At 42.1% G+C, this 12,765-nt stretch carries 11 protein-coding genes and 1 pseudogene; 4 read left to right on the top strand and 8 right to left on the bottom strand.

The window, feature by feature from the left end; translation table 11 throughout:
• Positions 1–21: 21 nt before the first annotated feature.
• The 4 genes from gcvP to BACCOP_RS14605 form a co-directional block, all read right to left on the bottom strand.
• Positions 22–2,871, bottom strand: coding sequence for an aminomethyl-transferring glycine dehydrogenase (gcvP, locus tag BACCOP_RS14620; protein WP_007570465.1), 2,850 nt, complete (start codon positions 2,869–2,871; stop codon positions 22–24).
• A 102-nt stretch (positions 2,872–2,973) separates the two neighbouring features.
• A complete protein-coding gene (locus BACCOP_RS14615; protein WP_007570463.1) occupies positions 2,974–3,612 on the bottom strand; it encodes an MBL fold metallo-hydrolase in 639 nt (212 codons plus the stop codon).
• A gap of 17 nt (positions 3,613–3,629) precedes the next feature.
• Positions 3,630–4,256, bottom strand: a complete 627-nt coding sequence (rsmG, locus tag BACCOP_RS14610) for a 16S rRNA (guanine(527)-N(7))-methyltransferase RsmG (RefSeq protein WP_007570461.1) — start codon at positions 4,254–4,256, stop codon at positions 3,630–3,632.
• Positions 4,257–4,268: 12 nt separating this feature from the next.
• Positions 4,269–5,117 (bottom strand): DUF3298 and DUF4163 domain-containing protein, encoded by an 849-nt coding sequence (locus BACCOP_RS14605; protein WP_007570459.1) that lies wholly within the window; start codon positions 5,115–5,117, stop codon positions 4,269–4,271.
• A 169-nt stretch (positions 5,118–5,286) separates the two neighbouring features.
• On the opposite strand from BACCOP_RS14605, the gene lipB reads away from it, so the two are divergent.
• The gene (gene lipB / locus BACCOP_RS14600; RefSeq protein WP_007570457.1) at positions 5,287–5,982 is read left to right on the top strand and encodes a lipoyl(octanoyl) transferase LipB; all 696 of its coding nucleotides are present in this window, start codon (positions 5,287–5,289) and stop codon (positions 5,980–5,982) included.
• 349 nt (positions 5,983–6,331) lie between these two features.
• Positions 6,332–6,619 (top strand): annotated as a pseudogene (locus BACCOP_RS21175) (site-specific integrase); the annotation flags it as partial.
• Between the two features lie 708 nt (positions 6,620–7,327).
• Here BACCOP_RS21175 and BACCOP_RS14590 read toward each other — a convergent pair.
• From BACCOP_RS14590 to BACCOP_RS21170, 4 genes are read right to left on the bottom strand one after another with little or no spacing between them, the layout of a single operon-like run.
• Positions 7,328–7,906, bottom strand: a complete 579-nt coding sequence (locus BACCOP_RS14590; protein ID WP_007570453.1) for a hypothetical protein — start codon at positions 7,904–7,906, stop codon at positions 7,328–7,330.
• A 28-nt stretch (positions 7,907–7,934) separates the two neighbouring features.
• Positions 7,935–8,522, bottom strand: a complete 588-nt coding sequence (locus tag BACCOP_RS14585; RefSeq protein ID WP_007570451.1) for a hypothetical protein — start codon at positions 8,520–8,522, stop codon at positions 7,935–7,937.
• A 26-nt stretch (positions 8,523–8,548) separates the two neighbouring features.
• Complete coding sequence (locus BACCOP_RS14580; RefSeq protein WP_148315594.1) at positions 8,549–9,112, bottom strand: hypothetical protein; 564 nt, start codon at positions 9,110–9,112, stop codon at positions 8,549–8,551.
• A 48-nt stretch (positions 9,113–9,160) separates the two neighbouring features.
• Positions 9,161–9,364 (bottom strand): hypothetical protein, encoded by a 204-nt coding sequence (locus BACCOP_RS21170; RefSeq protein ID WP_007570447.1) that lies wholly within the window; start codon positions 9,362–9,364, stop codon positions 9,161–9,163.
• A gap of 65 nt (positions 9,365–9,429) precedes the next feature.
• On the opposite strand from BACCOP_RS21170, the gene BACCOP_RS21165 reads away from it, so the two are divergent.
• Together BACCOP_RS21165 and BACCOP_RS14570 are read left to right on the top strand one after the other, a co-directional pair.
• Positions 9,430–9,714 carry a hypothetical protein gene (locus BACCOP_RS21165; protein WP_007570445.1) on the top strand — a complete coding sequence of 95 codons (285 nt, stop codon included), beginning with the start codon at positions 9,430–9,432 and terminating at the stop codon, positions 9,712–9,714.
• A gap of 1,040 nt (positions 9,715–10,754) precedes the next feature.
• Entirely contained in the window at positions 10,755–12,764 is a 2,010-nt protein-coding gene (locus tag BACCOP_RS14570) for an energy transducer TonB (RefSeq protein WP_007570439.1), read from the top strand.
• The last annotated feature ends 1 nt before the right edge of the window (position 12,765 follow it).

The following is a 12,765-nucleotide window of genomic DNA, read 5'->3' as shown; positions in this document are numbered from 1 at the left end:
ATATTTTTTTATGTAGCCGGATCAGTCAAAACTTCCGTAACGGGTAGGCAACAGTTTACGGTCGCCCAGCGTATTATCTACACGTGCTACGTTTATCCAGAATTTATTTTCGCGTACACTTTCCATCGGATATACCGCCTTTTCGCGGCTGTATGTATGCTGCCAGTTGTCACTTACTGCCTCATATTCCGGATGTGGAGCATTTATCAGTACATTGTCTTCTTTCGAAGCTTTACCATCTTTCACTTCCTCTATTTCGTGCCAGATACTGAGCATGGTGTCAATAAAGTTATCCAGTTCGTATAAGCTTTCGCTTTCTGTAGGCTCAATCATCAGTGTGCCGTGTACAGGGAATGAGAGAGTAGGAGCATGATATCCATAATCCATCAGTCGTTTGGCAATATCATTTTCGGTAATTCCACTTTCCTCGTGAACCTTCCGGCATTCCAGAATCATTTCATGTCCTACAAATCCGTTTGTTCCGCGGTATACCGTACCGTATGTATCGTTCAGCGAAGCAGCAAGATAATTGGCATTCAGTATAGCTGTCTTGGTGGCTCTTTCCAGTCCTTCAGCTCCCATCATGCAAATATAGGCATAGGTAATAGGCAAGATACCGGCACTGCCGTAAGGAGCAGCAGAAACCTCATTCTGTTCATTTCCGAAAAGATTATGTCCCGGCAAGAAAGGAATCAGATGCTTGGCTACACAAACCGGTCCTACACCTGGACCGCCACCACCGTGAGGGCTGGCAAACGTCTTGTGCAAGTTAAGATGGCACACATCCGCACCAATTGTTCCCGGATTTGTCAGTCCTACCTGTGCATTCATATTTGCGCCGTCCATATATACCTGAGCGCCGCATCGGTGAATGATTTTACATATTTCGGCAATATCACTTTCGAAGATACCGTGAGTGGAAGGATAAGTAATCATCAGAGCGGCAAGCTGATCCTTATGCTCTTCTGCTTTCTGACGGAGATCTTCCACATCCACATTACCCCGTTCGTCGCAGGCACAAGTCAATGTTTCGTAGCCAGCCTGAACAGCAGAAGCCGGATTTGTTCCGTGTGCCGAAGCTGGGATAAGAATCAGGTTACGATGTCCTTGTCCGATGCTTTCCAGATAGCTGCGGATGATGCGAAGTCCCGTATATTCTCCGGCAGCCCCTGAGTTAGGCTGAAGCGTGATACCTTCGAATCCAGTGATCGTCATAAGCTGCTGCGAGAGATTTTCTATCAGTGTACGGTAGCCTTGTGCCTGATCTTCCGGAACCAGCGGATGCATGTTCATCCACGAAGCATTGCTTAAAGGAAGCATTTCCGAAGCAGTATTCAGTTTCATCGTACACGAGCCCAGTGAAATCATGGAGTGGGCGAGTGAAATATCCTTACGTTCCAGACGTTTGATATAGCGCATCATTTCCGTTTCGGTATGGTAACGGTTGAATATCTCATGAGTCAGATACGACGACCGGCGTCGCAGTTCTCTGTTCAGTGACGACGATTCAGGGATGTCATCTATCTCATGTACAGGCTCTTCGGCAGCAATACCGAAAATCATCAGCAGCAGGTTCGCATCTGCCACGGTAGTAGCTTCGTCAATGCTGAAGCCTACATCTCCATTTTCAAAATACCGCAGATTTACTTCCTTGCTTAATGCTATTGTGCGCAGCTTCTGTGCCGAAACATGATCGGGCAATCCCAGGCGGAGTGTGTCGAAGAACAGCGAGTTACGTTCTATATATCCCAGACGGAGCAACTGTTTGTTGAGCCAGTTGGCAATACTATGAATACGTTTGGCGATATCCTTTATTCCTTCAGCACCGTGGTAGACAGCATAGAAGCCAGCCATGGTAGCCAGCAGAGCCTGTGCCGTACAGATATTCGATGTAGCCTTTTCGCGCTTGATATGCTGTTCGCGAGTCTGCAAAGCCATACGGTAACAAATCTTTCCGTATTTATCCTTTGACAGTCCTATGATACGTCCCGGTATGTTCCGTTTATATTCATCACGCGTTGCGAAATAAGCGGCCGAAGGACCACCGTAGAACATCGGAATACCGAGGCGCTGTGTGCCTCCGAATACGATATCAGCTCCCCATTCGCCGGGAGGAACCAATAACGCAAGGCTCATGATATCCGCGTCTACCGCAACTTTACAACCGGCAGCATGGGCACGTTCCGTAAACTCACGGTAATCTTCTATATTACCGCTGTTGTTCGGGTATTGTACGATACAGCCAAACACGTCGGGTGTAAATTCCAGTTCCTTATAGTCACCCACTTTCACCTCTATTCCCTGAGGAATAGCACGTGTACGTATTACTGCAAGGTTTTGAGGGAATATCTCACGGTCGACAAACAGTGTGTTGGCTCCCGCTTTCTGTTGTGCACGGCTTCTCAGTGCCAGCATCATTGTAGCGGCTTCGGCAGCGGCCGTTGCTTCGTCCAGCAGCGAGCAGTTTGCCAGCGGCATAGCGGTAAGGTCGCTTACTACCGTCTGGAAATTAAGCAAAGCCTCCAGACGTCCCTGCGATATTTCTGTCTGATAAGGAGTGTATGAAGTGTACCATACCGGATTCTCGAAAACATTGCGTTGGATGACAGCCGGAGTAATCGAATCGTACCAGCCAGTACCGATATACGATTTATATATCTTGTTCATAGAAGCCAGTTTCCCGATATGTTCGGCAAACTTCCGTTCTGTCATGGCAGGAGGCAGATTCAACTGAGCTTTTAGCCGGATTTTCTCAGGAATGGTCTTATCAATCAATTCGTCTAATGTCTTTACTCCTATTCTTTCCAGCATTTTGGGAAGATCGTTCTCGGTAATGCCAATATGGCGATTGGCAAAAACATCTGTTTTCATGATTTTAAGGTATTAATAAAGGTAAAAGTATTCAGGTTCGAAAACGTACCGCATTTGTAGTAAAATGCCGGTACGTTTTTTATGTTATTCAGGATAATGTTTCTATTTGAAGAACGGATTTTCCATTTTTTCTTTTCCGATACTAGTCGGTTCTCCGTGTCCCGGATACACCAGTGTTTCATCCGGCAGAGTCAGCAACCGGCACGAAATCTGTTCTATCAGTTCGTTGAAATCTCCTCCTTCCAAATCGGCACGTCCTATGCTTCCCTGAAACAGTACGTCACCGCTGAACAGGCAAGCATCTGCCTTACAGTAATATACCATGCCTCCGGGTGAATGTCCCGGAACATGTATGGCTTGTAATTCCGTATGTCCGAAGCGTATTATTTCTCCGTCTTCGATGTAGTGTCCCAGTCCTACCGGGGCTTCATTCGGGCTGAAGCCGAACATGCGGCACTGGTCGGGCAATTTTGCCAGCAGAAACTCGTCGAGTTGGCACGCTTCGGCTTTCAATCCAAATTCACGCAGAATGAAAGGATTGCCAAAAACGTGGTCCAGATGCAGATGAGTATTCAGCAAATGCTTTACTGTCAACTTGTTGTCGGCAATATACTGTTTCAGCATCTGTTGCTCTTCCGGAAAAAAACAGCCGGCATCTATGATTGCAGCTTCCCCTGTTTCGTCGGAAATAACGTAACAGTTTACGGGAAACATATTAAATTCGAAGCGTTTTATTTTCATTTGTCCTTATGTGTTAATCAGTTGTTTACAGTGACATATACTACCTTCTTCGTTTCAAAAAACTCTTCCGAGAAGAAATCTTTCAGTTCGGTTACCATTGTCTGATGCTTTACCGGAAAAACCTCTTTTTCAAGTTCTCCTCCCTTCAGGCAAACCAGTCCGTTGGGAAATGCGTTATGCTGTTCCTTGCTGATGTTCTTGCGGATAATCTTCAACAGATCGGTCAGTGGCATTACAGCACGGCTCACTACAAAGTCGAACATTTGTTTTTCCTCTTCAGCGCGGCAGTGGCGTGTCGTAACGTTTTTCAGTCCGATGGCATTGGCAATTTCGGTTGCAACCCTGACTTTCTTTCCGATGCTGTCTACCAGATGAAACGTTGAGTCGGGGAATAAAATGGCAAGCGGTATGCCCGGAAAACCACCTCCCGTGCCCAGGTCCATGATACGTGTTCCCGGCTTGAACTGGATAAACTTGGCAATGCCCAGCGAGTGAAGCACATGATGTTCGTACAAGTTTGTGATATCCTTGCGTGATATGACATTGATTTTGCTGTTCCAGTCAGTGTACAAGTCGTACAGCGCGCCAAACTGTTCTTTTTGCGTTTCGGTTAAATCAGGAAAATATTTCAGTATAATATCCATGTATGCAAATGGTTATTTTAAGTAAACATTAATGTCATCGTAGGGAACGGTCAGGCTGAAGTCACCTGCCGAATAAGGAGCTATTTCATAACGGTTATAATAGAATGTGACCCCGTCTTTGCCCAGCATAAAGTTTTCCGGAATATAAATATCCGTATCCAGCAATATACCTACCGACTGAAGCCCTTCTATGCTAGAAATGGTATCGGTCTCCATCTTTTTGTTGACTTCCTTTATCAGCTCCTTCATGATCAGTGAGCAGATTTTTGCATTATCTTCCTTGCGGAATACATCATCGGCAGTAATAAGCTTACCGGTCTGAGCATTGATATTCATATATTTGGCAAGCGTATTGGGATGTGCTCCTCCGGTATACTGGAAGTTTACGACAGAATAATTCCATACGGTACTGTCTTTTCCGGCTTCCAGTGCAGTCTTTATCTGATATTCATAATTATACCATGCCGGAACATCTTCGGCCTTCATGCCGTTATGTATATCAGCTTCAAACAATTCTTTGACATCCGTATTATAATTTTTAATGAAATCATTAGCCAGTGCCGATACAAGTCCTTCGGGAGTCAGTTTGACATATTGTTTGCCGAAAGCTTCTTCCTGTATTTTTTCATTGATAAGCCGTGATATGGAATCTTTCTCCGATGCCGGTTTCAGATAAGCATAACTGATGCTGATTTTGCATGACGGAGTTTCCTTTCCTTCCTGCAAGTACACTGTTGTGTCTTTTTGCAGCATGTCTGGTTCGGCAGCAGCTGTTTGTTTCTGTTCGATACATCCTGTAAGTGCAAACCCGCCCGCAATGCCGAATATGAGTGACGGCAGTAAAATTCTGGTTGATTTCATGATACTATTTTTTAGTCTGTTGATTTTTGCATTCTCATACGACAAATATAACACAAGTTCTCGAATAAAACATGAAAAAAGAACGTTCTTTCTGTCGTTTTGATAAAGATTTTCGGATAACCGGAAGGCAGGAAATAAAAAAATATGTAAGTTTGTCCGAAAAGGAACAATGTTCATTAACGAAGCAGCTATGAAAACAGAATATTGGGGAACGATTCCCTATCGTGAGGCATGGAGCCGACAGCAAGAATTATTCGATAAACTGGTGCATCAGCGTGGCAGTGGCGAAACCTGTGAAAACCGTCTGATATTTTGTGAGCATCCTCATGTCTATACTTTGGGCAGACATGGTAAAGAAACCAATATGCTTCTGCGTGAAGAGCAACTGAAGCAGATTGGGGCGGAACTATTCCATATAGACCGCGGAGGAGATATCACTTACCACGGTCCGGGACAGCTGGTCTGTTACCCGATACTGAATCTCGAAGATTTCCGGTTGGGACTGAAAGATTATATCCATGCATTGGAAGAAGCGGTCATCAGAGTTTGTGCGTCATACGGTATAGAGTCGGGCAGGGTAGCCGGGGCAACCGGTGTGTGGCTCGACACAGGAACAAAGAACGAACGCAAAATCTGTGCAATAGGTGTACGCAGCAGCCATTTTATTACGATGCACGGACTTGCACTTAACGTGAATACGGATTTACGCTATTTCAGTTATATTCATCCGTGCGGCTTTATAAATAAAGGTGTGACTTCCATTTCCAGAGAACTTGGTCATGAGGTCGCTATGGATGAGGTGCGGGAAAGATTGCAAAACGAACTTCACACCTGTCTGAATGTTCATATGACGCCCTTAAAATAATATCAGGTTGTCTTTTGAAAAAATTGCTGAAGAATTAGTAGAAACATCAGCAATTTTGCTTGAAAGTTCGTACAATTTTTTCAAAAAAATAGCGTAGTTTTCTTTAACCTTTTGATTGTCAAAAGGTAATCGGAGCTTAGAAAATAGGCAGGTAACGATTAGGTGACGAAAATCCATCGCTTACTTGCGCTTTTCTGCATAACCTCAAATAACTCTTCAGTTACAAAAGTGGTTGATATTCTTGACGTTAGCAAATTTCTACAGAAAAAATTTCCCCGATAAAGTTTCTTGGTTTAAATAGTTTTTATCTTGAATCCATTTTCTTTTTTCACGGAAACGGATTTTTTCAACGGTCAAAGAAAACCCCCGCCTTACCACCCTCCGTAACCGACAGGAAGAGGCATATGGGAACCTGCTGAGGAACCAGGGAGTGGTTACGGTCGAACTGCTCAAGACCACTGTATCAGATGCCAATTCCGTGTCGGAATACCTCTTGTAAGCCGAAGAGGTGGAACGCGAACGTCTTAGGAACTGCTCCAAGGAGATTAACTCCACCTACCGCCAGTCGAAAACCACACAGCTCAATCTCAGGCAGTTCATCGAATCCCGCAAAACGAAGGACATCACCTTTTCAGACTATAGTGTAGCCATATTGGTATATAGCCGTATGATGCGCTATCCTGATAATGCTATCACAGAATAGCAATATAGCCGGATATTAAAATAAGGATAGTCGGAGACGAAGGGAACACGCACCCTTTCGGATACAGATATATTAAATTCTCCATTTGCAGATGTGTATAAGTAGCAATCCGTTAATGGAAACGATGAAAAAACAAAAAGGCGTATACAGTTACATGTCCATTTCCCATTTGCAGAAGTGTAGAAATATCAATTCATCAATGGAGACAATGAAGAAAAACCATAAGTCGTACACGGCTATATGCCCGTTCTTCATTTGCAAATGTGTAGAAATAATAATCCATTAACGGAGAATAGGGTATGGAAAGGGCAGATTTCTCGTATATGCGTCCCCTTATTCCTGAACTATGGGCGTAAGTCACATGGTTATGGCAAGACATCCACCTTTTAATGGGGTGAGCTGCTGGTAAATATCTGATGGAAATGTCCCGTAAATCGCAGGAGAATAGCCATACAACGGGCTTGTACACAATAATTATTGGATAAACGTGGTCCGCTCCTGCGGACAGCAAGTTGTGTTTTCGTTAAACGAAAACCAAACGGTTTAACGGCTACCGCCGCCAAACCGTTTACCCCAAGATATGCTCCGGAGTCGCATCAATATATCAATTTGCTAATGAAATATTACAGACTTATATCTTTACTATTTTTCTTTGATAAGGAAATCCACCTTCAAGAGTACATCGTAAAATCTTTTGTGGTCGTGGAAATGCAGGTATATCGAGTCTCCGTCAAGATACTCCCTTATCAGCTCACCGTGCTTTTCCTTAAATATCTCCAGCGGTATGTGTATCGTATCCTTTTTCTCTTCAAGCATAGCCCGGCAATACTCTGATAAGGTTCTTTGCATTGTATCGTTTCCTTCAATTGTATATAATACGTTTCCCTCGAATTTTTTGTATTTATCAGTCAGATATTCGTCATTGTCATTTGCCTCGATTCTGCACTCACCGGTTCCGGGACACAGTTCATCATTCTTCGCAAAGTACGAACTATCAAAATAATATATTTTTCTGCGGACATTCTTTCTGAATTCAAAGGCAAGCGGATATTTCAGGCTGAATATATTTTTCCTTCCTTCTCCTGCCCTTAATACTATGAAGGCTTTGCTTTCCACCTGCCTTACCGACACTGTATCCCTTTCCGAAACACACCCGTACAACAGCAGGACTGCTGCCGCTATTGCATATCCCATATATTTCATGTGAGTTGTTTTCATCATTATTTTGTTATTGTTTTTTTGTATTCTATTATTCTGTCGATAGGAGTTTCTGTCTGAAGTAAACCTTCAGTGGAATATCATGCCACTCTTTACTTTTTCTGAAATGCAGGCACATTGAATCCCCTTCAAAAAAATTATCTATTATATTTCTAAAGTTGTTGTTGAAATATTTCAGTGAAACATGCATAGTATCTTTCTTTTCACTGACCATTCTGTTATAGTATCCTGACAAACATTTTTGTATGATATCATTTTTGTCAATGATATATAGTATAGAACCATCAAATGCTCTGTATGATGAAGTCAGATAATTGTCTTCATCATTTGGTACCAGGTAGCAGGCTGCTGTACCTGAACTAAGTTCCTTGTTACGAAATGAATAAGAGTTCTCTGCATAACAAATGTCTTTTCTGTCGTTCTTCTTGAACATAAAAGTTACAGGATATGATAGGCTGAAAACAGTAGTCTTGTCTTTTTTTATTCTCAATATTATAGGCCTTTCACTCACAACCTGTCTTACTGACACTGTATCCCTTTCCGAAACACACCCATACAACAGCAGGACTACTGCCGTTATTGCATATCCTATATATTTCATGTAAGTTGTCTTCATCATTATTTTGTTATTTTTTTTGTATTCTATTATTCTGTCGATAGGAGCTTCTGGCCGAAGGAGACCTTTAGTGGTATGTTATACAACTCTTTACTTTTTCTGAAATGCAGACATATCGAATCTCCGTCAAAGAAGTTCTTTATCACATCATTAAATTTGTCATCAAAATATTCCAGTGGTATATGGGCAGTATCTTTCCTTTCTGAAAGCATTTTCTTATAATATTTATCCAGCCGTTCCTTTATTGCACCGTTATCTTCTATAATGTATTTTATGACTCCGTCAAAGTTCTTGTACGATTGAGATAGATTCTTATTGCCGTCTTGAGGTGCCAGATAGCATCCTCCGGTTCCGGAACTGAGTCTTATGTCATGAAACATGAATGTATTGTCAAGATAACGAATGTCCATATCCTTGTTTTTTTTCATTTCATAGGACAACGGATACAGCAGGCTGTGGATAGCTGTTTTATCATCGCATAATCTGAGGATTACGGCTTTGTCTGGTCTTTTCACCTGTCGAACTGCTACAATGTCTTTTCCGGACATACAACCGGCAAGAAGCATCAATGTAGAAACATATAAGATTTTCATGCGAATTGATTTTTATACGATATAAGATTTTCCAGATTCATATCTCCATTATTTTCCCATTCCTTCAAATTCAAGGAATTCCATTTTCAAGGGTATATCGTAGAATCTTTTGTGGTCGTGGAAATGCAGGTATATCGAGTCTCCGTCAAGATACTCCCTTATCAGTTCACCGTGCTTTTCCTTAAATATCTCCAGCGGTATGTATATCGTATCCTTCTTCTCTTCGAGCATAACCCGGTAGTATTCCGACATAATATTTTTCAAGGTATCGTCCTTGTCAACGACATACTTTATGGTTCCGCAGAATTTTTTGTACGATGATTTCAGATTCTCGTCCCCGTCATACGGCTTCAGGTAACATCCTGCTGTTCCGGGGCACAGCTCATCATTCTTCGCAAAGTACGAGTTTTCACAATAAAATAGATTTTTTTGACATTCTTCCTGAATTCAAAAGATACCGGGTACAGTATGCTGTGGATGTGCGCTCTGTCATTACGCATTCTCAACACAACATAACTGTCGCTTTCCACCTGCCTGACAGACACTATGTTTCTGTCAGATACACAACCAAAACAGAATATGATTATGAAAAAAAGGAGTAATTTGTTCATATAAGCATAAATTGGTTAAAGAATCAATGGATTTATTCACTCGTCCGAAATTATTGAAGCAATATTGCCATATCCTACTAACGAACATTACAAATATAAAACGAAAAAAATATCTATCAGTATGTGAAAATAAAAAAAGACGAAAACATGTTTATTAACATTGTATTTGTATAAAAAGATACTTTACTGATACACAAGTACAAAAAACACGCACCGAAACTATGGCAACATATACATTTTTTGTACTATGCCTTATGGGAATGATATTCGGATGGAATAGATAATTTTTTTGAATGGGATTCAATATACCTGCATTTCTACGACCACAAAAGATTTTACGATGTACCCTTGAAGGTGGATTTCCTTATCAAAGAAAAATAGTAAAGAAATAAGTCTGTAATATTTCATTAGCAAATTGATATATTGATGCGACTCCGGAGCATATCTGTGTATCATAAATTAAAGAAAATTATTCATCAGGTAAAAAAAAACAGAAAGTGAACAGTTTTCCGATATTTAAATCAGAAATTGTATAGGATTTTTTATGCTTCACTTGTATTTTTGCAAAATAACAGTACCCCGATGCTGCTTATCCGAAAACATTTTCTATCTTTGTACAGTCGTGCAAGCGACTGACATATATAGCTGATGTGTTTCGCTAACACCTTGTATTAGAAATCTGGTAAATTTCAAAATGGAAGCAGGGCTGAGCAGTAACACTTGTCACATGTATCCGTATGCGAATGACATGCGATATAGGTGTGGGGTACTGTTTTCATTTATTTGCTTCCGGGTTTTACCAGAACCTCTAATACAAATAAGTAAACCGGCTCCACACTTTCTTGTCAGATAGTGTGGCATTCAAGTCCGATGGCGAAAATCGGAACAGTCCGAATGTCAATTTTCAATAAGGGAATCCATGTGTGTTGGATAATTGACGGATATGAACAGAAATCCGTAAAATTTATCAGCATTCATAACTCTCATATATAGAATATAGCTATTTTTACGCAGAAAAAACGGATAAGATTATGAAAAACGTAATTGCTATAATAAAAAACGCTTGGGGTGAGAGTCCTCCACCGAAAGTCAAAACCGGCTTTATCCCCAATCTCTGTGATTGGGAGAAGAAAAATTATCTGACGAATCCCGGCTCTTATTACCGGCAAAAGGCATCGGTCGGATATATAGCCATGAAAGGATGGCTTTTCACTATTTTGCGTTTGCCGAACTGTACCTTTGCTAACCAAGTGTTTTCCTACTTCTCTTTTCCATTCTCTATCCTGAATAATCAGATTCTCGCAATATATAAATTATACAATCACCTTTGGAATGATATCAAGGTGTCTTATCCTGTAAAATCTGCTATGAAAAAAACAGCATTCATAGCATTGTTCTCAGGCATGGTATTGTCAGCCGGAGCTCAGAATACGAACCGGATAACCGAAGAGGAGCCTGATATAAAGGTGACAAAGGATACGGTATGGAATATGGCGACTGAAAAGAAAGCGGCATCCAAGGTACAATTCCCACAACCGGGAGACAAAATTGATGTACTGGATCCTATCGTGTACAGTTTATGCTATATCACCGCCTATGATAGGCTCGCCCGAAAATCCGTCAAGGTGAAAACTTACAGGAAAGAGTACGCCCCGTATATCCACGCCGGCTATGACTTTGGCGTAAAGCATTGGAAAGAAATCGTTCTAAAAGACTATTCCTCTCTCCGGAAACAATTGCGGGGCATTGCAGAGAGTACCGGAATGGAAAGGATCTGCTTCCGCAACGGAGCCCTTATGGGAGCATACTCAACAAATCCTTATCCGGAACTGGATTATATCGATGCCGCAATTTCCGATGTGCTGAAACAGGTAAGGAAGCATATCGCTTCTGAAAATGAGATATCCCGGCACTATTACACCTTATCTGATAAATGGTTTTCTTTTTTCGATGGAGAGAAAGAACGCTATTACGACATCGCAAATCACAACAGACCTTATTTCCTGTGTCAAGAGCATGCCGACGATGCCCTTATTCTTCCAGAGTGGATAGATACCGCCACAGCAAGCAATGACATCACCCAATCAGAAGCCCTGGCTTCGGCAATTGCAAAATTTGATTCTCCTGCGGCCCCGGACGGCATCCACAAACTGAAAGACAACATGAAGCTTACACCCGACGAACGGAATGCCTTGCTGGCACCTAATGATATGATTTCGTATGCAGTGGGAGTAGCACAGGCTGGCTGGATTATGGAATATAAGTGGTTTATAGGAGAAACTCACAGAGAGGAGTTTGATGCAATGCTACTTTCCCGGGGTAACAGTCCTGCCATCATGGCCGCTTTTGGAGACGGACTGAGGAGTGCCATGGATATAACGGAACGTTTTAAAAATGCGATTCTGTGTCAGGACTGCGACTCGATATGTCTTATGAACAAAGCCATCAAAGCAGAATTGAACAAAGCATACAGACAAAATGTAGTTTATGGTTATGTCTTTATGAACGGAATGGATGCCGTTGAAATATACAGGGCCGGTGCCGAGTGGGATATTCCTGAAAAACAAACGGCCAGCGGATTGCGGCTTGATAAGGACCGGGTGCTTGAAGGTTTCAGGGATTATCTGGAGGGACATTTGAAAATGGGTGTCGAATATGCCCGGACACTGACCAAGGGGCGCAATGCCATTGACTGGCATTTATATGAAAAAGATACGGAGACAATAGACTTGTCCGAAACCGGATTCCAGCCTGCCATTCCGCTTAATATAGAAACTGGCTCTCAAAGTGAATTAAGTGCCGAACTGTCGCAGATGCTTACACTCCCACAAGAAGTTGCCGGGCAGAACATTACGGGTAAGGTGATGGCTACGGTGGTAATTGAGGCAGATGGTGCTGTCAGCAAAGTGGAAATTACAAGTTCGCCGCATCCGGCTTTGAGCGAAATTGTAACGGATTGCATCTACCGCATGCGGTTCATGCCGGCAAAATATGACGGAAAATGCGTCGCATCCGTTGCCATTATTCCTGTATTATTCTAAT

Origin of the sequence: Phocaeicola coprocola DSM 17136 (assembly GCF_000154845.1) — a bacterium.
In the GTDB taxonomy this organism is placed as follows: Bacteria; Bacteroidota; Bacteroidia; order Bacteroidales; family Bacteroidaceae; genus Phocaeicola; species Phocaeicola coprocola.
This window is presented reverse-complemented; position numbering and strand designations above follow the sequence as displayed.